The organism is Aeromonas sp. FDAARGOS 1414, assembly GCF_019047065.1.
In the GTDB taxonomy this organism is placed as follows: domain Bacteria; phylum Pseudomonadota; class Gammaproteobacteria; order Enterobacterales; family Aeromonadaceae; genus Aeromonas; species Aeromonas veronii_A.
The window spans coordinates 2654251-2675565 of the sequence record NZ_CP077210.1 but is presented as its reverse complement, the minus strand read 5'-3'; the positions used below and the strand labels follow the sequence as shown (position 1 = coordinate 2675565).

26 protein-coding genes and 1 other annotated feature are annotated in these 21315 nt (G+C 59.8%); of the genes, 20 read left to right on the top strand and 6 right to left on the bottom strand.

What is annotated here, in order from left to right:
• The first annotated feature begins 30 nt into the window (after nucleotides 1–30).
• Nucleotides 31–975, top strand: a complete 945-nt coding sequence (locus I6L44_RS11865) for a chemotaxis protein CheV (protein WP_216951924.1) — start codon at nucleotides 31–33, stop codon at nucleotides 973–975.
• A 76-nt stretch (nucleotides 976–1051) separates the two neighbouring features.
• On the opposite strand, the gene I6L44_RS11860 is transcribed toward I6L44_RS11865, so the two are convergent.
• Nucleotides 1052–2206, bottom strand: a complete 1155-nt coding sequence (locus I6L44_RS11860) for a flagellar assembly protein FlgT (protein WP_216951923.1) — start codon at nucleotides 2204–2206, stop codon at nucleotides 1052–1054.
• A gap of 207 nt (nucleotides 2207–2413) precedes the next feature.
• On the opposite strand from I6L44_RS11860, the gene I6L44_RS11855 reads away from it, so the two are divergent.
• Both I6L44_RS11855 and I6L44_RS11850 read left to right on the top strand, forming a co-directional pair.
• Nucleotides 2414–3034 (top strand): FlgO family outer membrane protein, encoded by a 621-nt coding sequence (locus I6L44_RS11855; RefSeq protein WP_005338718.1) that lies wholly within the window; start codon nucleotides 2414–2416, stop codon nucleotides 3032–3034.
• A 10-nt stretch (nucleotides 3035–3044) separates the two neighbouring features.
• The gene (locus I6L44_RS11850) at nucleotides 3045–3470 is read left to right on the top strand and encodes an LPP20 family lipoprotein (protein ID WP_064338605.1); all 426 of its coding nucleotides are present in this window, start codon (nucleotides 3045–3047) and stop codon (nucleotides 3468–3470) included.
• 88 nt (nucleotides 3471–3558) lie between these two features.
• Here the strand turns inward: I6L44_RS11850 and pheA are convergent, their stop codons facing one another.
• Complete coding sequence (pheA, locus tag I6L44_RS11845; RefSeq protein WP_101323838.1) at nucleotides 3559–4731, bottom strand: prephenate dehydratase; 1173 nt, start codon at nucleotides 4729–4731, stop codon at nucleotides 3559–3561.
• Nucleotides 4732–4769: 38 nt separating this feature from the next.
• Nucleotides 4770–4891: a sequence feature (Phe leader region), on the bottom strand.
• Nucleotides 4892–5061: 170 nt separating this feature from the next.
• Here pheA and I6L44_RS11840 point away from each other — a divergent pair.
• From I6L44_RS11840 to I6L44_RS11760, 17 genes are all read left to right on the top strand, one after another.
• The gene (locus tag I6L44_RS11840; RefSeq protein WP_216951922.1) at nucleotides 5062–5673 is read left to right on the top strand and encodes an HAD family phosphatase; all 612 of its coding nucleotides are present in this window, start codon (nucleotides 5062–5064) and stop codon (nucleotides 5671–5673) included.
• Between the two features lie 18 nt (nucleotides 5674–5691).
• A complete protein-coding gene (locus tag I6L44_RS11835; RefSeq protein WP_216951921.1) occupies nucleotides 5692–5970 on the top strand; it encodes a DUF6482 family protein in 279 nt (92 codons plus the stop codon).
• A gap of 79 nt (nucleotides 5971–6049) precedes the next feature.
• Nucleotides 6050–6886 (top strand): hypothetical protein, encoded by an 837-nt coding sequence (locus I6L44_RS11830; RefSeq protein ID WP_216951920.1) that lies wholly within the window; start codon nucleotides 6050–6052, stop codon nucleotides 6884–6886.
• A 106-nt stretch (nucleotides 6887–6992) separates the two neighbouring features.
• Nucleotides 6993–7565: a DUF3157 family protein gene (locus I6L44_RS11825; protein WP_216951919.1), complete on the top strand. Its 573-nt coding sequence runs from the start codon at nucleotides 6993–6995 to the stop codon at nucleotides 7563–7565.
• 188 nt (nucleotides 7566–7753) lie between these two features.
• A complete protein-coding gene (locus I6L44_RS11820; RefSeq protein ID WP_216951918.1) occupies nucleotides 7754–8404 on the top strand; it encodes an outer membrane beta-barrel protein in 651 nt (216 codons plus the stop codon).
• Between the two features lie 180 nt (nucleotides 8405–8584).
• A complete protein-coding gene (locus tag I6L44_RS11815) occupies nucleotides 8585–9532 on the top strand; it encodes a DUF523 and DUF1722 domain-containing protein (protein ID WP_005343644.1) in 948 nt (315 codons plus the stop codon).
• Between the two features lie 69 nt (nucleotides 9533–9601).
• Complete coding sequence (locus I6L44_RS11810; RefSeq protein WP_216951917.1) at nucleotides 9602–10489, top strand: MerR family transcriptional regulator; 888 nt, start codon at nucleotides 9602–9604, stop codon at nucleotides 10487–10489.
• A complete protein-coding gene (gene phrB / locus I6L44_RS11805) occupies nucleotides 10486–11907 on the top strand; it encodes a deoxyribodipyrimidine photo-lyase (protein ID WP_216951916.1) in 1422 nt (473 codons plus the stop codon). Before I6L44_RS11810 ends, phrB begins: the two co-directional genes overlap by 4 nt.
• A gap of 1 nt (nucleotide 11908) precedes the next feature.
• Complete coding sequence (locus I6L44_RS11800; protein ID WP_139410959.1) at nucleotides 11909–12337, top strand: nuclear transport factor 2 family protein; 429 nt, start codon at nucleotides 11909–11911, stop codon at nucleotides 12335–12337.
• Entirely contained in the window at nucleotides 12334–13068 is a 735-nt protein-coding gene (locus I6L44_RS11795; protein WP_216951915.1) for an SDR family NAD(P)-dependent oxidoreductase, read from the top strand. Before I6L44_RS11800 ends, I6L44_RS11795 begins: the two co-directional genes overlap by 4 nt.
• Complete coding sequence (locus I6L44_RS11790) at nucleotides 13065–14324, top strand: NAD(P)/FAD-dependent oxidoreductase (protein ID WP_216951914.1); 1260 nt, start codon at nucleotides 13065–13067, stop codon at nucleotides 14322–14324. Before I6L44_RS11795 ends, I6L44_RS11790 begins: the two co-directional genes overlap by 4 nt.
• Nucleotides 14321–15103 carry a DUF1365 domain-containing protein gene (locus I6L44_RS11785; protein ID WP_216951913.1) on the top strand — a complete coding sequence of 261 codons (783 nt, stop codon included), beginning with the start codon at nucleotides 14321–14323 and terminating at the stop codon, nucleotides 15101–15103. The genes I6L44_RS11790 and I6L44_RS11785 overlap by 4 nt, the downstream gene beginning before the upstream one ends.
• Nucleotides 15103–16359: a cyclopropane-fatty-acyl-phospholipid synthase family protein gene (locus I6L44_RS11780; protein WP_216951912.1), complete on the top strand. Its 1257-nt coding sequence runs from the start codon at nucleotides 15103–15105 to the stop codon at nucleotides 16357–16359. The genes I6L44_RS11785 and I6L44_RS11780 overlap by 1 nt, the downstream gene beginning before the upstream one ends.
• Before the next feature lie 2 nt (nucleotides 16360–16361).
• Nucleotides 16362–16838 carry a DUF2878 domain-containing protein gene (locus I6L44_RS11775; RefSeq protein WP_064338593.1) on the top strand — a complete coding sequence of 159 codons (477 nt, stop codon included), beginning with the start codon at nucleotides 16362–16364 and terminating at the stop codon, nucleotides 16836–16838.
• A complete protein-coding gene (locus tag I6L44_RS11770) occupies nucleotides 16835–17056 on the top strand; it encodes a TIGR02450 family Trp-rich protein (protein WP_005338671.1) in 222 nt (73 codons plus the stop codon). Before I6L44_RS11775 ends, I6L44_RS11770 begins: the two co-directional genes overlap by 4 nt.
• Nucleotides 17013–17555 (top strand): chalcone isomerase family protein, encoded by a 543-nt coding sequence (locus I6L44_RS11765; RefSeq protein WP_216951911.1) that lies wholly within the window; start codon nucleotides 17013–17015, stop codon nucleotides 17553–17555. Before I6L44_RS11770 ends, I6L44_RS11765 begins: the two co-directional genes overlap by 44 nt.
• A gap of 14 nt (nucleotides 17556–17569) precedes the next feature.
• Nucleotides 17570–18115, top strand: coding sequence for a DUF3833 domain-containing protein (locus I6L44_RS11760; RefSeq protein ID WP_216951910.1), 546 nt, complete (start codon nucleotides 17570–17572; stop codon nucleotides 18113–18115).
• A gap of 66 nt (nucleotides 18116–18181) precedes the next feature.
• On the opposite strand, the gene nqrM is transcribed toward I6L44_RS11760, so the two are convergent.
• The 4 genes from nqrM to nqrE are packed head-to-tail and all read right to left on the bottom strand — an operon-like array spanning nucleotide 18182 to nucleotide 21312.
• Nucleotides 18182–18406, bottom strand: a complete 225-nt coding sequence (nqrM, locus tag I6L44_RS11755; protein ID WP_216951909.1) for a (Na+)-NQR maturation NqrM — start codon at nucleotides 18404–18406, stop codon at nucleotides 18182–18184.
• A gap of 9 nt (nucleotides 18407–18415) precedes the next feature.
• Complete coding sequence (locus I6L44_RS11750) at nucleotides 18416–19456, bottom strand: FAD:protein FMN transferase (RefSeq protein WP_216951908.1); 1041 nt, start codon at nucleotides 19454–19456, stop codon at nucleotides 18416–18418.
• Between the two features lie 3 nt (nucleotides 19457–19459).
• Complete coding sequence (nqrF, locus tag I6L44_RS11745; RefSeq protein WP_216951907.1) at nucleotides 19460–20683, bottom strand: NADH:ubiquinone reductase (Na(+)-transporting) subunit F; 1224 nt, start codon at nucleotides 20681–20683, stop codon at nucleotides 19460–19462.
• 32 nt (nucleotides 20684–20715) lie between these two features.
• Entirely contained in the window at nucleotides 20716–21312 is a 597-nt protein-coding gene (gene nqrE, locus I6L44_RS11740) for an NADH:ubiquinone reductase (Na(+)-transporting) subunit E (RefSeq protein WP_216951906.1), read from the bottom strand.
• Nucleotides 21313–21315 lie beyond the last annotated feature (3 nt).

Genomic DNA, 21315 nt, shown 5'->3' with positions numbered 1-21315 from the left:
GTCGATTAATAATCAGATGGATATCAGCGTATGGCGAGTATATTGGATTCCGTTGATCAACGAACTCAACTGGTGGGGGAAAACCGCCTTGAGTTGTTGATGTTTCGTCTCGGCACCCGCCAGATGTTCGCCATCAACGTCTTCAAGGTGAGGGAAGTGGTGAAGTTGCCCCATCTCAGCAAGATGCCGGGCTCCCATCACAATATCAGCGGGGTGGCCAATATCCGCGGCACCTCGATCCCGGTGATCAACCTGCGCAGTGCCATTGGTATGCGCCCCATGCCCATCGACAGTGAATCAAACCTCATCATCACCGAATACAACCGCACCATTCAGGGCTTTCTGGTGGGGCAGGTGGCCAATATCGTCAACATGACCTGGAAGGATATCTTGCCACCGCCGCGCTCCGCCGGGCGCGCCAATTACCTCACCGCCATCACCCGCATTCCGGAAGATGGCGTCGATCAGATTGTCGAGATCATTGATGTGGAGAAGGTGTTGGCGGAGATCATCACCTATGACATCCGCATCTCCGAAGAGGTGCTGGATCGGGAGATCCTGCCCGAGATGCACGGTCGCAAGGTGCTGATCGTCGATGATTCCAGCACCGCCCGCACCCAGGTGCGTGAGACTCTTGGCCAGCTGGGACTCGAGGTTATCGAGTGTCAGGATGGCTTGCAGGCGCTGACCCTGCTCAAGGGGTGGTGCGATGCTGGCAAGAAGGTGACCAACGAGATCCTGCTGATGATCACCGATGCCGAGATGCCTGAGATGGACGGCTATCGGCTGACCCACGAGGTGCGCAGTGATCCGCGCATGTCCGATCTCTTTATTACCCTCAATACCTCCCTGAGCGGCAACTTCAACGAAGCCATGGTCAAGAAGGTGGGTTGTGATCGCTTTATCTCCAAGTTCCAGCCCGACCTGCTGGTGGGCGTTGCGCAGGAGAGGTTGCGTCAGGTGTTGGGAAACTGACCGATACCAATCCACTGGTGAACCATAACAACGGGAAACTCGGGAGATGCCGTAAGCGCCGGTAACTCTCTGGCACCTATTCCAATACAGCCAAATCCCCATTCTGGATGTTAAACGGCGTATATTTGTTCTGGCTGCTGATGATGGCGCCATCGTCGAATACCTGCACCACCTCGAACAGACCGTCGGCCGGATTGCGCATCATGCGCGACTTGCCGTAGGGGTCGATGAAGTCGGCGTTGTGCTGGATGCGGAACTGGTCGCCAAGTTTGACGCCGTTGCGCCGCCCCAGATTGATGTAGGGGCCACGTTCGTTCTGGCCTACCACCCGGGCGGTGACCGGGGCGCAGGTGAGCTGGGCTACCAGATCTTGAGCCGCCTGCTGCAACTGGTAGTTGACCTCCTGGCCATAGCTCGATTGCCAGAACTGGCCGCTGCTGCTGCCCACCTGTTCCCGCTTGCCAAAGGTCCAGGTGGCACGTCCTTCGTAGACCTTGCGGTTGATCAGACTGCCGTTAATACCGTCGAACAGGTAGAGCTGCATGCGAAAGTTGCGCACCGGATCCTCATACCAGCTGGTCAGCTGGTTGCCCTGCGGCTCTATGGAGAGATCGTCGATGCTGCCGAGCACCAGATACTGGCTGTCGGTACGCAGGCTGAGCGCCTTGATCTCCTCGAGGGCGCTGCGATCTCCCTGTTGCAGATGGAGCGGATCGATGCGCAGGTTTTCATCCAGCCACTGGCGCACCGCGACCCCTTGCGGCGCATTGGCGAGGGTCTCGAACAGTCGTCGCGAGAGGTTTTCCGGCATGTCGTCCATGGCGCCGTAGCTGGCTTGGTCCGGATAGCGCATTCGCAGCCTGACCAGTGTCAAATCCTTGGCGAAGTGCTGGGTCTGGCAGATCTGGCGTTCGGCCTGAATGTCGGCCACTAGCGTGATGTACATGCGGCCGTTGCGCACCTCTTCCCGCTTGAGCCGGTATTGGCGAATGTCGCCGCCGGAGCGGATCTGGATCTGCTCGGATCGCAGGCTGCCATTTTCCAGACGCTGGACGCTGGAAACGGCCGCGCCGCTTGCCAGCAGCGCCTGACGCAGGGCGTCGCGGGTCGCCTGCTCGCGGGCATAGACCTCATCGCCCCCCAGAATGGCGGCGCTGCCCTGCGCTTCGATAAGCTCGGCTCGGGCGCTCAGGCTGGCCAGCAGCAGGGTCAACAGCAGCGGTAATTTCATAGCAGATACCTTGAGTTGGCGGGCAGCCGCGCCATTTTGAGGAAATGGCGCCTGCTGGCCGACATGGATCACAACACGTTCCAAGTGGCAGCGCACGTTGGCGCTGACGATGTCCATTAAAAAAGCAAGAATCATGCCTCATTCCCGGCTCAAGCTTTGTCCGGCGCGTCCGATAACAAATCAGGTGCAGATACAGGAAAGGTATCCATGAACAAACTCATCACGGCGTTGGCGCTCGCCCTGGCATTGACCGGATGCGGCTCCGACCCTATCAATCGAGATCAGGGTGACCCCCGCCAGGCGGCGCAGGGGATGGAGCTCAACTGGCTGGTGGCGCGCATGACCGATCAGTTGATGGAGCGCAAATCACTGACCACCCTGACCGAGCCCATCGCGGTGGCCTCTTTCGTCGATCTCGATACCCTGCAGGATACCAACTGGATGGGGCAGCAGATTGAGGAGAGCTTTATCTACGAGCTCAACCGCCGCGGCGAGGTGGTGGTGGACTTCAAGCTGACCGGTAGCATCAAGGTGACGCCGCAGGGGGACTTCGTGCTGAGCCGCAACTATAAGGAGCTCTCTTCCCGTTTGCCGATCTCCCGCATTCTGGTCGGCACCTTCAGCCGCAATAGCAAGGGGATCCTGGTCAACGCCCGCGTTATCGACATGCGCACCAAGATGGTGGAGACCACAGCCCAGAGCCTGATCCCGCAAAAATATCTGTTCGGTGCCAACAACTCGTTTGGTCGGGCATCGATCAATCGCGGTTATCTGATGCGTGACAGTCAGGCTAGGCCGGGCGGTCATCTAGTCAACCTGACCCCGTGAGGAGCGAGTCATGAAGATCCTGTTTGGTTGCCTGTTGGCTCTCTTGCTCACCGGTTGCAGCGGTAACCGGGTGGTGGATTACACCCAGGGTGGCAAGCCCGATGATTTTCCGGTGCTCAAGGCGGTGGGTTATGCGGTGATCGACATCCAGCCCGGCCCCTCCCAGCCGGAGAAGATGCTGCAAGCCATTCGCGCCTCCAAGATGGATGCCTATCGCGAGCTGGCCGAGCAGCTCAATGGTCAGCAGGTGCGCGGTCAGAGCAGCTACCGCGACTTGACCCAGACCTCCAACTCGCTGGATGTGTCGGTCGCTGGTGTGGTGCGTGGTGCCCGGGTGGTTGCCTCCTATCCGCGCGGCAACACCTATGCCACCGAGATGGAGCTCGATACCCGTGCCCTCTACAACATCAATCAGTTGATGGCTGGTCAGTTCTGAGTTGATTGTCTGACCTGAAAACAGGCATCAACACAGGCATCAAAACAAAAGGCGAGCAGGGTGCTCGCCTTTTGTCGTTGTGGGCTGGTTAGCTTCCCATCAGCACCGGCGGCACTGCGGTGGGTTTCACATCCTCGCTCGGGTAGCAGCCAAGCACCTTGATATAGCGGGTGATCTTGGTCAGCTCCACCAGTGCAGCCTGCATCGCCGGGGTCTGCAGGTTGGCGGAGACATCGAGATAGAACATCTCTTCCCACGGGTTGCCCTGCACCGGACGGGATTCGAGCTTGGTCATGTTGATCTCGTGGCTGCGCAGTACCAGCAGCGCCTCCACCAGCGAGCCCGGCTTCTGGGAGGTGGACATGATGAGGGTGGTCTTGGCCGGGATCTGCGGCGCCACGTCGATGGGTTTGCGCGCCACCACGATAAAGCGGCTGTAGTTCTCTTTCTGGTTGGCGAGCTGCTCGGCCAGCACGTCCAGACCATACAGTTCGCCACCGGCGGCGCTGCCGATGGCGGCGGCCTCCGGGCTGGCCAGTTCTTTCACCTTCATCATGGCGCTGGAGGAGGAGTCGCAGATCTCGTGGCGCGCCCCTTCCAATTTGCTCAGATAGTGGGAGCACTGCTGGAACACCTGCGGGTGGGCATAGAAGGTTTTGATGCGACTCAGCTCGGTCGGTACGGCGGTGAGGATGCAGTGCTCGATGGGGTAGGTGAGCTCGCCGACGATGGATAGGCTGGTATGCTGCATCACGTCATAGACTTCGTTGATGGAGCCCGAGCTGGTGTTTTCGATGGGCAGCACGCCGAAGGCGGCGCGACCCGACTCCACCGCATCCAGTACTTCACGGAAGTTCTGGCAGTTTACTTCGATCACCTGATCCTTGTAGCGCGCCAGATATTTGCGTGCGGCCAGGCTGGAATAGGAACCGCGCGGCCCAAGATAGGCGACGCTGGTCATCGGCTCCTGCTGCTCCGGGTTGAGCAGGCTCTGCAGATAGGCCTGCTGGGAGAGCACAGAGTCTTCGATGATGGTGTGATAGATGCGAGTGATGTACTGGGCATCCAACCCCAGCACGCGCCCTTTCTGGATCAGGGCAACCAGCAGCTCCTGCTCCCGCTGGTGGTCACGAATGGGGCGCGGGTTGGCTTGCTTGGCACGGGCGACCTCGATGCTGAGGGCCTTGCGTTTCGCCAGCAGGGCAAGCAGCTCCTGATCCAACCGGGTGATGTCTTGTCTGATCTCGTCGAGCGTTGCCATGATTGTTCCCTATCCAAGTAATCGATTGATATTAATGCAAAAAAAAGCCTCCGCTAGGGGAGGCTCGATTCGTCTTTGCTTTCTGTTCACACGACGACAGGCCTTCCCTCAAGCGGGCCGGATAAACGAGAAAGCAAAGAAGAATGGTGCGTGCATAGGTGTGTCCTTGAAGTAACGTCATAACCATTAAGGGATTTGCCGGTCTGATGCAAGTAAAACTTGCCCGCGGGCGGGGATGGGGGCAGGGTATCCGGTTAAGAAAATGGCGTATGAGCGATCTTCTATTGACTCTGTTTTGATGACTGACACCCAGTGGGGGAGGTAAAGACGATGGCGATTATTTTCGATCTGGGACGGGTGGTGGTGAGCTGGGATCCGGTAGGTATAGTGCGTTCGGTGCGTGGTCCGCAAGGGGCCGAACAGTTGGCCGAGCAGCTCTTTAACCACCCGGATTGGCTGGAGGTAGACAGAGGCACCATGTCGCTCCACAACATGGCCCGGGAAGCGCAAGCGCGCACTGGCCTCTCGACGGCGGAGAATCTGGCCATTTTACAGGCAGTTCCCGCTTCCCTGCTGCCAGATCCCGCTATGCTAACCCTGATAGCCGAGCTGCACGGAGCGGGCCATTCGCTCTATGCCCTCTCCAACATGGGGCACGCCAGCATCGACTGGCTGGAGCAGCATCAGGATTTCTGGCGCTTTTTCAGCGGCAAGGTGGTCTCGGCGCGGGTGCGGATGATGAAGCCGGAGCCGGATATCTACCGTTATCTGCTGGTGTCGTTTGATCTGAAACCGGCAGAGTGCATCTTTATTGATGACAGTCCCGCCAATATTGCGGCCGCCGAGGCCCTCGGCATCAGGGGGATCGTCTTTACCGACGTGGCGAGTTGCCGTCAGCAACTGGGTGAGCTGGGTAGTTTGCCTGTCACCGACAAGGGGTGATGCCCCTCCAGGAGTACTATGGAGCATGGCCGGTTTCGCAATTGGCTCAGTCACTATCCCGAGGCAACCCTGATCATCGCCTGCAAGGATGGCAGTGGTTATCAGCTCTGTATCGAGGCGGAAGGGGAGTACCTCTGTCTGACCGACAGCGAGGGGGAGCACCTGACCTTCACCTCGCTGGATCAGGCGCAGGGCTTTTTGCGAGCCCATCGGGTACATCAGGCCAGATTGCGAGTGTATGACGCTCAAGATGTTGATTTTAAGGATGAATCACGGGAAATAATCATCAAGTTTTAATTTTAACCTGACTCTGTAAGGGCCTATTCAGCTTGTTTCCCGCACAATAAGCCACCTGTTTATCATCCGGAGCTGTTTAATGGATGCCAATGTTGTTGTCTTGAATCAGGGATATGATCACTCTTTTCAAGCCAGGGAGCTGCAGCTGATTGAGCGACTGGCAAATTTTGACGAGCTGATAGTCTCTTTTTCGGGGCGGTTGGAATCCTGTTACAGCATCGATTTGTGCCGTGCCAGCGGGATCAAGATCCGCGCCATCACCCTCGATAATCCGACCCGCAGCCGCAGTGAGGTGGCTCGGGCCCGGCGTTATTGCCAGCGTTACGGCATCGACCACTGGATCATCAAGAGCGACGAGATCATCTTTTGCGATCGCCTGCCGAATATGGAAGGGTTGATCGATCCGGTCCGTCGCATTGGTGAGTATGTGCAGGCTCGTCCGGAATGGGCTCATCTGCCGTTGTTGGTCCCGGCCGCGGTGGAGGAGCGTGATGACTATCTTGCCCAGTTCGGCTCACTGCCTGCCAATACCATCTGGTTTTTTGCCGATAACGGGGTGATGAGCCGTGATTTTCGCTATGGCTTCAACAAGCGTCAGCTCGGTCGTTGGGGCAAAGGGAGCAACGGTTGCCTCAGCAATCGCTTCACCAATCCACGGCAGTTGAAGCAACGTTATCTACGAATGGTGGATCAGGCCGAACAGATGCTGGCCGACATGGGGCTGGATGAGGCGCAGGTCTTTTTCCATACCCTGTGCGACTGCTCTACCACCCTGGCCCGGGTGCGTCTGCCCGAGCATCAGCGTGCTCAGGCCTTTGATATGCAATCGGATATTCTCTCTGCCCTCAAGAGGACCGAGTTCGATCTGGTGACTCTGGATATGGCGCACAAAGAGCGGCACGATCTTGCCATCTAGCCCGTGGGCAAGCGACGCCGGAGCCAGAACGTGAGTGCCGTCATAGGCAAGGGGTGGCGGGACTGTTTATACTGTCGCCCTTTCACCTGTTGCCGAGCTTCGCCCTATGAAACCCTTCTCCCGTCTGCTGATTGCCCTGTGCCTCTCCCCCGTGTTGGCGCAGGCTGCCCCTCTTTCTCAGGTGACGCTGCCCGATGGTCGGCAGGTTCAGCTCAACGATGACTTTACCTGGGAGTATCTGGTGGTCAAACCGGCCGAACCCGTGCAGGGTATGGCTGCTGATGGGAAAGCGGGGGCCGTGGTGGCGGTTGCAGCACCGGTACTGACCGAGCAGGCCAAGGCCAACCCCGAATTGCTGTCACAAGCGGCACGCGACGGTGTGGTGGTCAAGCTGGACAAGCTCGAGGGGTCTGATCCGTTGGCGCTGACCTTTATGGTGAGCAATACCGGCAGCCGCAATGTGGTCGGGGTGCGCGGCATGGTGACTCTGTTCAGTGCTGACGGAGTGCAGCTGAGCCGTCAGGAAGCCCGTTTCTGGGTCGCCGAGAATCGCTTGCCGGAGACCTATCTGCGCAAGGGGCAAGTCCGTCCGTCGCTGGCACTCGAGATCCCCCGTCCTGCCGGATTGACCGGGCAGCCCTTGGTCAGGGTCGAAATTGATGAGGTGGTCTTCCGCTGATTTGGTGTTGTCCGGCCCATGCAAACCGCTTGGGCCGGCAATTTGTTACCCCTGACATCTCGGGAAATATCTGCTTACATCTGACATGGTTTTGCAATAGCTTGCCGCTCGGCAAGCCGGGATGCTGACTGCACAATGACTCCATACCAGCTCGCTAGCAACGGGCCCAATCACATGGAGTTATCATCATGAAAAAAGCAACTGTATCTCTTCTGGTTCTGGCCGGTTTCGCCTCTACTTCCGCTCTGGCACAGGATGCGTTCAGCTACGCAAAGGGCGGTTTGACCTGGGCGCACACCAAGTCTGATTACCTTAGCCAAGACAGCGCTGCATTTCCCCGTGATGCTGCCAGCAAAGGTACCCGTGATTTTGGTGGTCTGAGCCTGGACCTCTCAAAGAGCTTTGGCTCCAACTTCTACGGTCGTGCCGGAACCGAATTCACCTCCCGCAACGACGGCAATGACAGCATGTCCATTTCCAGCCTGGGTATCGGTGTCTTTACCCCGCTGAGCACAGGACTCAATCTCTATGGCGAAACCGGTTTGATGGGCTATCAACTTGAGCGTGAGCTGGCCAAGAACAACAAGGGATGGGACGAAGTGGCTCGCAAGGATAGCGGCAGCATGTACGGTGAAGTGGGCTTGCGCTACGACATCGGCGACATCGAGCTCTCTACCGCTTATCGCTACGCCAACATGACCGACGATATGCACGACTTCAAGGTGGGCGGTGCCTACAAGCTCAACCAGAACTGGGCGCTGACTGCCGATTACACCTATCGCAACTGGGATCTGCAAAAAGGTTCCATCTCCAGCCTGGGTGTGAAGTACAGCTTCTAATCCCCCTTCCCGTAGTCCGTAGTGTCTTGACTTTTACCCATGGCGTTCGCCATGGGTTTTTTCTTTTTCCGGTGATCCCTTTTTTCTCCTTGTGTCGTATCAGTCGCAAATAGTTATACAACTTTCATTTTTTTGTATAACTGCTATAACTGAATCAATGCTTATACAAGGGGCGTCATCATGTACAAGATTAAAGTCGGTATCAGTGCCTGCCTGCTGGGACAAGAGGTACGTTTCGATGGGGGCCACAAGCGCTCCAGCTTCTGCGAACGGGATCTTGGCGCTCACTTTGACTATCACCCCGTCTGTCCCGAGATGGCTATCGGTCTGGGGGCGCCCCGTGCCGCCATCCGGCTGGTCAAGCGCAACGGCGAGATCCGTGCCGAGGCGAGCAACGGTAGCTTCGATGTCACCGAAAAGCTGATCGCCTTCAGCGAGCAGAAGGCACGCCAGCTTGACTTCATCTCCGGTTATATCCTCTGTGCCAAATCACCCAGTTGCGGTATGGAGCGGGTCAAGGTCTATGGCGCCAACAACGAGGGGAGCGCCAAGGAGGGGATCGGCCTCTTTGCCAAGGCATTGATGGAGGCCAACCCCCTGCTGCCGGTGGAAGAGGATGGCCGCCTGTGCGACCCCATCCTGCGCGAGAACTTCGTGCTGCGGGTCTTTGCCTACCACGACTGGCAGCAGCTCTGCGCCCGCGGCATCACCGCCTCTGCGCTGATCCGCTTCCACTCCCGCTACAAGTATCTGGTGCTCTCCCACGCCACCACCCACTACCGGGCGCTTGGCAAGCTGCTCGGCAATCTGGGCAAGTCCACCAATTTGCAGGAGGTGGCCGACAACTACATCAAGGGATTGATGACGGCGCTGACCCTGCGGGCCAACCGTCGCAGCCACACCAATGTGCTGATGCACCTGCAGGGCTACTTCAAGCGGGTGCTGACCCCGGCCCAGAAGCAGGAGCTTGCCGATACCATCGACAAGTACCGCACCGGTATCTTCCCGTTGCTGGTGCCGCTCACCCTGATCCGTCACTACCTGCGCGAGTACCCCAATCCCTATCTCGCCGAGCAGGTTTATCTCAATCCGCACCCCGATACGCTCAAGCTGCGTTACGGGCTCTGAATCCGTTCTGTTGCCCCGGCGCATGGTTTGCGCCGGGGTGCTTTACCCCTCTGTTTGATGGACGTTGTCATGTCTGATTTATCGCAAGAAGTTGCTCCTCTCGCTGATGAGGGGATCTACCCCATTCGCGAGGTCTCCCGTCTCACCGGCGTCAACGCCGTGACCCTGCGTGCCTGGCAGCGCCGCTACGGTCTGGTGCAACCGGCCCGCACCGAAAAGGGCCACCGCCTCTACAGCGAGCAGGATATCCTCCAAATCGGCGAGATCCTGAGCTGGCTGGAGCGGGGAGTGAGTATCGGGCAGGTGAAGGGGCTCCTGAGCGAACCCCATTCCGATCCGGTGAGCGATCACTGGCAGCAGACCCTGGAGCAGTTCAGTCAGGCGTTGCTCGCCTTCAACCAGCGCAAGGCGGAGGCTGAGCTCAACGATCTGCTGGCGAGCTACCCGTTCGAGCTGGTGCGCAGCCGGGTACTGCAACCGCTGGTGGAGCGGCTGCTGGGGCTGTGGCGCGAGCGGCCCGATGGCGAGTTGCTGCAACAGGTGTGGCTGGGCTGGCTCCATACCCGCTTCGCCCGCCACCTGATCGAGCAGGAGAAGGGCGTGCCGATCACGCTGGCGAGTTGGGGGCAAGTCGGCCCCCTCGATCTGGTCTGGGCCGCCTACGAGTTGATCGGTCAGGGTTATGAGGTGCAACTGCTGGGGGCGGTCGAGCCGCGCCATGCCAGCTTGCTGGAGGGGCGTGCCGTTACCCCCTGGCTGGTATTGCTGGGGGCAGGGCTTGGCAAACAGGAGCTGGCCGCCGAGTGGCCCGCAGGCACGCGCCTGTTTGGCGAACTGGGTCGTCTCTACGACGATGAGTGGCTGAAAGCACACGGCTGGCAGGCGAGCCTTGCCGAGCTGATGGCGAACGCACCTGCTGCGGCTGGCGCCAGCGGACGCGGGAGGAAAAAATCATGAAACTGGTCTGGTTTCGCAACGATCTGCGCCTTGCCGACAACCCGGCGCTGCGGCATGCCTGCGCCGGTGATGGACCGGTCGCCGCGCTCTTTATCATCTCTCCTACCCAGTGGCGGCAGCACAAAATGGCCCCCATCCGTCAGCGCTTTATGTTGGCGCAGGTGGATGAGTTGGGCCGCGAGCTGGCGGCGCTCGGCATCCCGCTCCATCTGCTGCGAGTGGAGACCTTTGCCGAGGTGCCCGCTGCGTTGGCAAACCTCTGCCGCGAGCAGGGTGTGACCCAGCTCTATGCCAATCAGGCTATCGAGATCGATGAGCAGCGTCGCGACCATGCCGTCAGCGCCGCGCTGGCTGATCAGGCGGTGAGCTGTCACTGGTTCAACGGCTGTTGCGTATTGCCGCCGGGGCGGGTGCTGACCGGCTCGGGTGAGATGTTCAAGGTGTTCACCCCCTTCAGCCGTGCCTGGCTCAAGGCCCTCGATGAAGAGGGGTTTGTCATTCATCGCGCCCCAGCGCCCCGTGGCGAGTCGTTGCCGTGGCAGCCGCTGGCCGAACGTGCGTGGGTTGATGAGGCGCTCGGCGAGCTGACGGCGGATCCCCGCTGGCCAGTGGGGGAGGCGGAAGCTCAGCGTCGTTTGAACATTTTTCTGGAGCAGGCGGTGCTCGACTATGGCGAGACCCGCGATTTTCCTGCCATCGCGGGCACCTCTGTGCTCTCCCCCTATCTGGCGGCGGGCATCATCAGCCCGCGCCAGTGTGTGGCGGCGCTCCAGCAGCGGCTCGGCTATCGGCCCCAGTCCAAGGCTCAGCCCGGCTTTGTCTGGCTAAACGAACTTATCTGGCGCGAGTTCTATCGCCACCTGCTGGTGCTGATCCAGACTCTTTCGATGAATCGCCCCTTCAAGCCCGAGACGGTGGCCTTGCCGTGGAGCTGGGATCCGGATGCCTTCGCCGCCTGGTGCGAGGGGCGCACCGGCTACCCCATCGTCGATGCGGCGATGCGTTGTCTCAACGCCACCGGCTGGATGCACAACCGGCTGCGAATGATAGTGGCGAGCTTTCTCACCAAGGATCTCCATATCCACTGGCGGCTCGGGGAGGATTACTTCATGAGTCGACTCATCGACGGGGATCTGGCAGCCAACAATGGCGGCTGGCAGTGGGCTGCAGGCACCGGTGCCGATGCGGCCCCCTACTTTCGGGTCTTCAACCCCACCACTCAGGGGCAACGATTTGATCCACAAGGGGAGTTTATCCGTACTTGGGTAACTGAACTGGCCGATATTCCTGCCGCTTATGTGCATCAGCCCCACGACTGGCTGCGACTCAAGGGGCGACAGGATTATCCGGCACCCATGGTGGATCACGCCGTTGCCCGGGTGAGAGCCATCGAGATGTTTCGCTCTCTGGAGAAATAGGATGAACGAGCCGCTGGCCCGCTTTATTGGCCTCTATCAGCAACTGGACAAACAGCAGTTGCATCGCTTGCCCGAGGTCTATGCCGAACAGGTGGTCTTTATCGATCCGGCTCACCGTATCGAGGGGCTGGCGGCCCTTGGCGACTATTTTGCCGCCCTCTATCAGCGTCTCGCCTACTGCCGTTTCGTCATCACCAGTCAGCAGCAGCAAGGGCCACAGGCCTGGCTCGGCTGGACCATGACCTTCTCTCACCCCAGATTGCGTGGTGGTGAGCCGGTGACGGTGGAGGGGGCCACCCGCCTCGAATTCGACGAGGCGGGCAAGGTGTGCCAGCACAGGGACTATTTTGACCTGGGCGCCATGCTCTACGAGCAGTTGCCGTTGCTCGGGCCAGTGGTTCGCACCATCAAGATGAGGCTTGGCGCATGAGCGGCCGGGTGCTTATCACAGGCGCGACCTCCGGCATAGGTCGCCAGTTGGCGCTGGATTACCGGCGCGCCGGCTGGCAGGTGTGGGGTTGTGGCCGCGATGGCGAACGGCTGCAGGCGCTGGGGCTGGATGGCGTCACTCCGCTGCAGTTCGATGCCCGGGATCTGGCCGCAATGAGCGGGATAGCCGCTACGCTGCCATCCCTCGATCTGCTAATCCTCAACGCAGGCAACTGCGAGTACATGGATGTCGGCGAGGGGTTTGACAGCGAGCTGTTTGCCCATGTCATCGACACCAATCTGACCGCTACCGGCCATGCGCTGGCCGCCTTCTTGCCGTTGCTAGGGGCTGGGTCACGGCTGGCCATCGTCAGTTCGTCGGTGAGCTGGCTGCCGCTGCCACGAGCCGAGGCCTATGGCGCCTCCAAGGCGGCCCTCGACTATCTGGCGGATACCTTGCGCCTCGATTTGGCCAGCAAAGGGATCGGGGTGACCCTGATCCGCCCCGGCTTTGTCCAGACGCCGCTCACCGCCAAAAATGATTTTCCCATGCCCTGTCTGGTGACGGTGGAAGAGGCCTCCCGCGCCATCATGGACGGGCTGACCGCTGGTCGTCACCAGATCCACTTTCCCCGCCGTTTCATCTGGTTGCTGCGCCTGCTTGGTGCGCTGCCGGTGGGGCTCTGGCTGCGCCTTGGCCGCGCACTCGTATCGAAAGGAAGCCATTCATGAAGAAAAAGATCGCCATCGTCGGTTCAGGGATCTCGGGGCTCACCGCCGGTTTTCTGCTCCACAAACTCCATGACATCACCCTGTTCGAAGCGGCGCCGACCCTGGGCGGTCACACCGCCACCGTCGATGTGAATCAGGCTGGCCGCAGCTATGCCATCGACACCGGCTTTATCGTCTTCAACGATCGTACCTACCCCAACTTCTTGAAGTTGCTGGCGCGGATTGGCATGGCGCGCCAACCGGCCGAGATGAGCTTCTCGGTAAAGAGCCCGGAGGGGCTGGAGTACAACGGCCACAATCTCGACACCCTGTTTGCCCAGCGCAGCAATCTGCTGAGTCCGCGCTTCTATGGCTTTGTCGCCGAGATCTTGCGGTTCAACCGGGAGGCGCGGGCCTGGCTGGCGGATGGTCAGCATCAGGGGGCTGGCCCCGAGCTGACGCTGGGGGATTTTTTGCTGGCGGGGGAGTTTAGCGACTACTTCGCCCGCCACTACATCTTGCCGATGGGGGCGGCGATCTGGTCATCGACCCTGGCCGATATGCGCGCCTTCCCCCTTGGCTTCTTCCTGCGCTTTTTTGCCAACCACGGCCTGCTGGATGTGGCCAATCGCCCCCAGTGGTACGTGATCCCGGGTGGCTCGCGGGAATATATCGGCCCCCTTACCGCGGGTTGGCAGTCGCAGATCCGACTCGCCTGTCCGGTGCAGAGCGTACGGCGGGACGCGGATGGCGTTGTGATCCAGAGCAGTTACGGCGAGGAGCGGTTTGACGAGGTGATCTTCGCCTGCCACAGCGATCAGGCGCTGGCGCTGCTGGCGGATCCCGGCGAGCGGGAGCAGGCCATCCTCGGCGACATGCCCTATCAGGCCAACGATGTCTGGCTCCATACCGATGCTCGCTGCCTGCCCACCCGTCGCAAGGCATGGGCCAGCTGGAACTATCAGCTCGATGGCAACGATGAGACACGGCCGCTGGTGAGCTACAACATGAACATCCTGCAGGGGGTGAACTCGCCGGAGCCCTTCTGCGTCAGCCTCAACCCCAAGGGCAAGGTGGATGAGAGCAAGGTGCTGCGCCGCTTCGTCTACCACCATCCGGTGTTCAATCAGGCCTCTATCGCCGCCCAGCAGCGGCGTGCGGAGATCTGCGGCCAGCAGCACACCCACTTCTGCGGTGCCTACTGGTACAACGGCTTCCACGAGGATGGGGTGCGCAGCGCGCTGGATGTCGCCAGGCGCTTCGGGGCCGAGCTATGAATGGCGCCACCGTGGCCACCGAACATGAGGGAGCCGACGAACTGGCTGGTGTTACCAGCGCCATCTGGCAGGGTTCGGTGCGCCACCGCCGTTTCGCGCCGCGGCCCCACGCCTTCTCCTACAGCCTCTTTATGCTGGGACTGGATCTCGACGAGCTGCCGCAGCTCGATCAGGGGCGCTGGTTCGGGGTGGAGCGCTCGGGGCTGCTCTCGTTTCACCGCCATGACTATCTCAAGGGCAGCGAGGGGAGCCTCAAGCAGGCGGTGTGGCAGAAGGTGAGCGAGCTGGGTGGTGATGCCGAGCCCGAGGGGCGGGTACTGCTGCTCGGCAATGTGCGCTGTCTCGGGTTCTACTTCAGCCCGGTCAACTTCTACTTCTGCTACCGGCAGGGAGACGCCCGCTATCTGCTGGCAGAGGTCTCCAACACCCCCTGGAACGAGCGTCACTACTACCTGCTGGATCTGGCGGCGCTGGCACCCCATGACAAGGATTTTCACGTCTCCCCTTTCATGGGGCTGGCGATGCGTTATCACTGGCGGATCAGGCCGCCCGCGCAGGAGACGCTGATCCATATCGAGAGTCATCCCGTATCCGGTGAAGCCAAGTTGTTTGACGCCACCCTGGCGCTCACTCGCGAACCCTTGTCGCGCAAGGGGCTGGTGGCCCTGCTGGCCCGCTGGCCATGGATGACCATGAAGGTGCTGCTCGGGATCTACTGGCAGGCCCTGCGTCTTTTTATCAAACGAACCCCGATATTTACCCATCCGGAGAGCCGCTAATGGAACTTGCTCAATCAACCCTCTCTGCCTCTTTCATCGACAAGGGGGCAAGGCAACTGCTGCTCAATCTGCTGGGGCGCCTAGAACATGGCCAGCTGCTGCTGCGGGATGGCGGTAAGCGCCACAGCTTTGGCGTGGCGGGCACCGATCTGCATGCCGAACTGGTGGTGCAGGATCCCGCCTTCTATCGCCGCCTGTTGCTGGGGGGCAGCATTGCCGCCGGGGAGACCTGGGTGGAGGGGCTCTGGACCAGCCCGGATCCGGTGGCGTTGGTACGGCTGCTGGCTCGCAACCTGACTCTGCTCGACTCCCTCGAGCGGCGCTTAGGCTGGCTCAGTTTCCCCTTCAACAAGGTGCGCCACTGGCTTAATCGCAATACCCTGACCGGTTCGCGCTCCAACATCGCCGCCCACTACGATCTCGGCAATACCCTCTATCAGGGTTTTCTCGACAGCCATATGCAGTACTCGAGCGCCATCTATCCGAGCGCCGAGGCTACTTTGGAAGAGGGGCAGCAGGCCAAGTTGCGTACCATCTGCGAGCGGTTGGAGCTGGGCCCTGACGATCATCTGCTGGAGATCGGCACCGGCTGGGGCGGCCTCGCCGTCTATGCCGCCCGCCACTATGGCTGCCGGGTGACCACCACGACTATCTCCCGGGCCCAGCATGACTATGCCAAGGAGTGGATTGCGCGGGAGGGGCTGGGGGATCGCATCACCTTGCTGCTGGAGGATTACCGCAAGCTTGAGGGCACCTATGACAAGCTGGTCTCCATCGAGATGATCGAGGCGGTGGGCCACGCCTTCCTGCCCGACTATTTCCGCCAGCTGTCGCGGCTGCTCAAACCCGGTGGTCGCCTGCTCATCCAGGCCATCACCATCGCCGATCAGCGCCATGCCCAGTATCTGCGCGGCGTTGATTTCATCCAGCGCTACATCTTCCCCGGTGGCTGCCTGCCGAGTGTCTCCCAGATGGCGGGGTTGCTGGCGCGGGAGACCGACATGCAGCTGGTGCGGTTGCACGATCACGGCCATCACTATGCCCGCACCCTGGCTCACTGGTGCGATCGCTTTCTGGCGTTGGCGCCCGAGCTGCCCAAGCTCGGTTACAGCCAGGATTTCATCCGGCTGTGGCACTTCTACTTCGCCTATTGCGAGGGGGGATTCTGGGAGCGCACCATCAGTCTGGTGCAGCTGGAGGCCGCCAAGCCGGGGCCCGCTGGCTGGTCGGGTGATGTGCCAGTAAGCGGTCACTGACCATGTGGCAGTGGGCTCACCTGCTGGGGTTCAACCTCTACTGGTTGCTGGCGGTGAAGTGGCAGCAGCCGGGCCCGCTGCTGGCAATGTTGCTGCTGCACTTTATTTTCTCACCCAGCCGCCTGCGTGACTGGCGGCTGCTCCCCATCGCGGTTGCTGGCTGTCTGCTGGATGCCCTGCTCTGGCAGCTCGGCCTGTTCCGTTTCCCGTCCGGTTTTCCCCTCTGGCTGGTGCTGCTCTGGCTCGGTTTTGCCCTGACGCTGGCCCACGGTATGCGCTGGCTGCTGCGCTTGCCTCGCTGGCAGCAGGCACTGTTTGGCGTATTTGGTGGTGCCTCCTCCTATGTGGCGGGGGCCGCCATGGGGGCAGTACACTTACCCTGGGGCATCTGGATCAGTTCGGCGCAGCTGGCTGTGATCTGGATGTGGTGGTTACCCGTACTCCTGTGGGTAATGGTCAAGCTGGAGGGTGAGTCATGACAAACACCTTTTCGACCGACTCGTTGCTTTTTTCCAAATGGACCAAAGAGAGCCAGCATGAGCTGACTGATCGCTTCTATCTGGTGGTTGCCTGCCAGCGGGATGCGCAGGGGCAGCTGGTGCAGGTGGTGATGCAGGATATCAACACCCTGCAGGAACAGGAGATGGATTGGCATGAACTGGAAGACCCCAACCACTGGCATATGGGGTGGAATTAACCCGCTGCTGCTGGCGTTTACGCTCTTTGCTGCAACCGCGGTGCAGGCTTCTGCCGCACCCTGGCAGCAGCTGCGCCCGGTCGGGCAGGGGGAGATGAACTGGCTCTGGTTCAAGCTCTACGATGCCACCCTCTACAGTGCGAGCGGGCGCTATCAGCCCGGTCACTATCCACAGGCACTGACCCTCACCTATGCCAGATCCATCGAGCGGCAAGATCTGCTGAGCGCCACCGCCGCCGAGTGGCAGCGACTCGGTCTTGGCTCTGACGCCGACCGTCAGCGCTGGCTAGGCCAGCTCGCCGCACTCTGGCCCGATATCCAGGCGGGTGACCGGCTTACCTTCTATGTCGACAAGGGTGGGACAGGCCACTTCTGGTGGCAGGAGAAGCCCCTCGGCACTCTGGCCGATCCGCAATTCTCGGCCGCTTTTCTCGCCATCTGGCTGGCTGACAACAGCCGCGATCCTGCCCTGACCCGCCGCCTGCGTGGCCAACCCTGAACATGGAGTTTCCAATGTTTTTCTATCGTGCATACCGCTGGTTGCTGTTGCTCCCTTTTTTGCTGCTGAGCGGCTGTGGTGCCAGTCTCGATGACTATCGGGGGCAGGGGCCAAACTGGGATCTCGCCCGTTTCTTCAACGGTAAATTAGTGGCTCACGGCCTGGTAACCGACCGCAGCGGCGAAGTGACCAGTCGCTTTCGGGTCGAGATGGTGGGTCGTTGGAAGGATGGCAAGGGAGAGCTGTTCGAGCAGTTCTACTTTGATGATGGCCGCCAGCAGACCCGTACCTGGTATCTGAGCAAGGGGGTTGACGGTCACTGGCGAGGTACTGCTTCCGATGTGGTGGGGGAGGCGATGGGTAAAAGCCAAGGGTTTGCCCTCAACTGGCGTTATCAGCTTGATCTGGCGCTGCCGGATGGCGAGGTAGTGCGGGTGAGCTTCGATGACTGGATGTATCTGCTGGACGAAGATCGTCTGATTAATCGTGCCGAGATCAGCAAGTTCGGTATCCATCTTGGCGAGGTGATCCTCTATATCGAACGTCAGCCTGACCGTTAACGCAAGATAACGCCCAGTAAAAAGCGCGCCGATGGCGCGCTTTTGTTTATCGAACAATCAGAGTCATCAGATGATGCGGTTCTCTTCCAGCATCTTGCGACGGGCCTCTTCCTTGGCCATCTTCTTCTTGCGATTGTCGCAGGGCTCGGGGCAGTCGCACTCTTTCTCGATGCCAACGCTCCCCAGACCGCCACAGGAGCCGGAGATGGATTTTTTCTGGAAGATATAGCCGATAGCCATGGCGGCTATCACCAGCATGAATACCCCGAAGGTGATCAGAAAAACCTGCATCTATCCTCCCTATTTCCTGACCAGATACTGTTTGAACGCATCGGAGTAGGCCTCTTCAAAGCCGTTGTCCGTCTTGGTGATCACGAAGATCGCCAGGCCGCGCTCTTTGGCATAGGCCAGGCTCTTCTCCGGTCCCATTACCATGAATACGGTCGCCAGCCCGTCTGCGGTCATGCAGGAGGGGTGGATCACGGTGACCGACACCATGCGGTGCTGGATTGGCTTGCCGGTGCGTGGATCTATGGTGTGGGAGAAGCGCTGGCCATCCATCTCATAGTAGTTGCGATATTCGCCCGAAGTGGCCACTCCGTTGTCACCCGGAACGATCACCTCCTGCACCGAACCGGCATTGGCTGTCGGCTTTTCGATGGCAACGCGCCAGGGGTGTCCCTTGCCGTTGACGCCATTGATCCGCAGCTCGCCGCCGATCTCCACCAGATAGTTGCGCGCACCCAGAGACTCCAGATACTCGGCCACCTTGTCCACACCAAAGCCCTTGGCAATGGCGGAGAGATCAACGTAAAGATCCGGGATGTCCTTTTGCAGGGTGTCGGCATCGACCGAAGTGATGACGTGCAGGTTGCCCAGGCCGGTCTTCTGACGGGTCTGGGTGATCAGCTCCTCTGATGGCATCTTGGTCGGCCGTTTGTCCGGACCGAAGCCCCACAGATTGACCAAGGGGCCGACGGTGACGTCCAGCGCCCCCTGGCTCTCACGGCCAATATGAATGGCTTCTGTAATGACCCGAGCGGTGTCCCGCGATACCACTACCGGTGTCGAACTGTGGTGCTGATTGAAGCGCGACAGTTCGGAATCGGGGCGATAGGTGGACATCTGATCGTTGACTCGCTCCAGCAGTACATCGACCTCGGCCTGAAACTTGGCTGCATCGCTGATGACGTTGTCCGCCACCTTGATGGAGTAGTAAGTGCCCATGGTGCTGCCGGTGATATGGATCTCCGGTTTCGACTGGACCGTGCTTTCCTGACCGCACCCTGTCAAGAAAAAGGCTAGCCCGAAGGCTAGCCAGGTCTTTACAACGCTGTTCATGGATTAACCACCAAAGTCATCCAGCAGGATGTTTTCGTCCTCAACGCCCAGATCTTTGAGCATGTTGATGACGGCTGCGTTCATCACGGGAGGTCCACACATGTAGAACTCGCAATCTTCCGGCGCTTCGTGGTTCTTGAGATAGTTCTCGTAGAGCACGTTGTGGATGAAGCCGGTGTAGCCATCCCAGTTGTCTTCCGGTTGCGGATCGGACAGGGCTACGTTCCAGGTGAAGTTCTCGTTCTCGGCCGCCAGCATGTCGAAGTCTTCGACATAGAACATCTCGCGTTTGGAACGGGCACCGTACCAGAAGCTCATCTTGCGCTTGGACTTCAGGCGACGCAGCTGGTCGAAGATATGGGAACGCATCGGCGCCATACCTGCACCACCACCGATGAATACCATTTCGGCATCGGTATCCTTGGCGAAGAACTCACCGAACGGACCGGAGATAGTCACCTTGTCGCCAGCCTTCAGGCTGAAGATGTAGGAGGACATCTGTCCCGGAGGGGCAGTCCAGTTGCTCGGGGGTGGGGTCGCGATACGCACGTTCAGCATGATGATGCCGAACTCTTCCGGATAGTTTGCCATGGAGTAGGCACGGATGATCGGCTCATCGACCTTGGACTCCAGCTCAAAAATCTTGAAGCGATCCCAGTCACCGCGATACTCCTCGGGAATATCGAAGTTCTTGTAGTAGACGTGGTGAGCCGGCGCTTCGATCTGGATATAACCACCGGCGCGGAACGGTACGCTCTCGCCATCGGGGATCTGCAGCTTGAGCTCCTTGATGAAGGTGGCCTTGTTATCGTTGGAGATAACAGTACATTCCCACTTCTTCACCCCGAAGATCTCTTCCGGCAGTTCGATGTCCATGTCGCCACGCACGGTGACCTGGCAGGCCAGACGCTCGCCGTGACGGGCTTCACCCTTGCTGATGTGATCCAGTTCGGTCGGCAGGATGTCGCCGCCACCGGATTTCACCCGTACCTTGCACTGGCCGCAGGAGCCACCGCCGCCACAGGCGGAAGAGACGAAGATACCGTTGCCAGCGAGTACGCCGAGCAGCTTGCCACCGGCCGGGCTGGTCACAGCCTTGGCCGGGTCACCATTGATGCTGATTGTCACGTCGCCCGCGGTCACCAGCTTGGACTTGGCGAACAGAATGACTGCCACCAGTGCCAGCAGGATCACGGTAAACATGACCACACCCAAAATAATTTCCATCTATCGTTCCTTTCTGATTGCAGGAAAGCCGATTACAGGGAGATACCAGAGAAGGACATGAAGCCCAGCGCCATCAGACCGGCGGTGATGAAGGTGATGCCCAGACCACGCAGGCCTTCCGGAACATCGGAGTACTTCATCTTCTCGCGGATACCCGCCAGCGCAACGATCGCCAGCATCCAGCCTGCCCCTGAGCCCACGCCGTAGACCACAGACTCCACGAAGTTGTAGTCACGCTGCACCATGAAGGAAACGCCACCGAAGATGGCGCAGTTCACGGTGATGAGCGGCAGGAAGATGCCCAGCGCGTTGTAGAGAGCCGGGAAGTACTTGTCCAGCGCCATCTCCAGGATCTGTACCAGCGCTGCGATCACCCCGATAAAGGTGATGAAGCTCAGGAAGCTCAGATCCAGGTCAGGGGAGAGAGCTCCGGCCTTCAGCACATAGTTGTAGATCAGGTTGTTGACCGGTACGGCGATGGTTTGCACCACGATAACGGCAATACCCAGACCCATGGAGGTCTTGACCTTCTTGGATACCGCCAGGAAGGTACACATCCCCAGGAAGAAGGAGAGTGCCAGGTTTTCGATGAAGATCGATTTAATCAACAGACTCAGATAGTGTTCCATACC

Excerpts from the sequence above, each read along its gene's own strand:
- I6L44_RS11835 (WP_216951921.1), top strand. The coding sequence starts at position 5,692 with ATGGAGCATGGCCGGTTTCGCAATTGGCTCAGTCACTATCCCGAGGCA.
- I6L44_RS11825 (WP_216951919.1), top strand. The coding sequence starts at position 6,993 with ATGAAACCCTTCTCCCGTCTGCTGATTGCCCTGTGCCTCTCCCCCGTG.
- I6L44_RS11765 (WP_216951911.1), top strand. The coding sequence starts at position 17,013 with ATGAACTGGAAGACCCCAACCACTGGCATATGGGGTGGAATTAACCCG.
- I6L44_RS11850 (WP_064338605.1), top strand. The coding sequence starts at position 3,045 with ATGAAGATCCTGTTTGGTTGCCTGTTGGCTCTCTTGCTCACCGGTTGC.
- I6L44_RS11865 (WP_216951924.1), top strand. The coding sequence starts at position 31 with ATGGCGAGTATATTGGATTCCGTTGATCAACGAACTCAACTGGTGGGG.
- I6L44_RS11795 (WP_216951915.1), top strand. The coding sequence starts at position 12,334 with ATGAGCGGCCGGGTGCTTATCACAGGCGCGACCTCCGGCATAGGTCGC.
- I6L44_RS11815 (WP_005343644.1), top strand. The coding sequence starts at position 8,585 with ATGTACAAGATTAAAGTCGGTATCAGTGCCTGCCTGCTGGGACAAGAG.
- I6L44_RS11820 (WP_216951918.1), top strand. The coding sequence starts at position 7,754 with ATGAAAAAAGCAACTGTATCTCTTCTGGTTCTGGCCGGTTTCGCCTCT.
- I6L44_RS11760 (WP_216951910.1), top strand. The coding sequence starts at position 17,570 with ATGTTTTTCTATCGTGCATACCGCTGGTTGCTGTTGCTCCCTTTTTTG.
- I6L44_RS11790 (WP_216951914.1), top strand. The coding sequence starts at position 13,065 with ATGAAGAAAAAGATCGCCATCGTCGGTTCAGGGATCTCGGGGCTCACC.
- I6L44_RS11775 (WP_064338593.1), top strand. The coding sequence starts at position 16,362 with ATGTGGCAGTGGGCTCACCTGCTGGGGTTCAACCTCTACTGGTTGCTG.
- I6L44_RS11800 (WP_139410959.1), top strand. The coding sequence starts at position 11,909 with ATGAACGAGCCGCTGGCCCGCTTTATTGGCCTCTATCAGCAACTGGAC.
- I6L44_RS11810 (WP_216951917.1), top strand. The coding sequence starts at position 9,602 with ATGTCTGATTTATCGCAAGAAGTTGCTCCTCTCGCTGATGAGGGGATC.
- nqrE (WP_216951906.1), bottom strand. The coding sequence starts at position 21,312 with ATGGAACACTATCTGAGTCTGTTGATTAAATCGATCTTCATCGAAAAC.
- I6L44_RS11855 (WP_005338718.1), top strand. The coding sequence starts at position 2,414 with ATGAACAAACTCATCACGGCGTTGGCGCTCGCCCTGGCATTGACCGGA.
- I6L44_RS11780 (WP_216951912.1), top strand. The coding sequence starts at position 15,103 with ATGGAACTTGCTCAATCAACCCTCTCTGCCTCTTTCATCGACAAGGGG.
- pheA (WP_101323838.1), bottom strand. The coding sequence starts at position 4,731 with ATGGCAACGCTCGACGAGATCAGACAAGACATCACCCGGTTGGATCAG.
- I6L44_RS11785 (WP_216951913.1), top strand. The coding sequence starts at position 14,321 with ATGAATGGCGCCACCGTGGCCACCGAACATGAGGGAGCCGACGAACTG.
- I6L44_RS11770 (WP_005338671.1), top strand. The coding sequence starts at position 16,835 with ATGACAAACACCTTTTCGACCGACTCGTTGCTTTTTTCCAAATGGACC.
- I6L44_RS11830 (WP_216951920.1), top strand. The coding sequence starts at position 6,050 with ATGGATGCCAATGTTGTTGTCTTGAATCAGGGATATGATCACTCTTTT.
- I6L44_RS11840 (WP_216951922.1), top strand. The coding sequence starts at position 5,062 with ATGGCGATTATTTTCGATCTGGGACGGGTGGTGGTGAGCTGGGATCCG.
- I6L44_RS11860 (WP_216951923.1), bottom strand. The coding sequence starts at position 2,206 with ATGAAATTACCGCTGCTGTTGACCCTGCTGCTGGCCAGCCTGAGCGCC.
- phrB (WP_216951916.1), top strand. The coding sequence starts at position 10,486 with ATGAAACTGGTCTGGTTTCGCAACGATCTGCGCCTTGCCGACAACCCG.
- nqrM (WP_216951909.1), bottom strand. The coding sequence starts at position 18,406 with ATGCAGGTTTTTCTGATCACCTTCGGGGTATTCATGCTGGTGATAGCC.
- I6L44_RS11750 (WP_216951908.1), bottom strand. The coding sequence starts at position 19,456 with ATGAACAGCGTTGTAAAGACCTGGCTAGCCTTCGGGCTAGCCTTTTTC.
- nqrF (WP_216951907.1), bottom strand. The coding sequence starts at position 20,683 with ATGGAAATTATTTTGGGTGTGGTCATGTTTACCGTGATCCTGCTGGCA.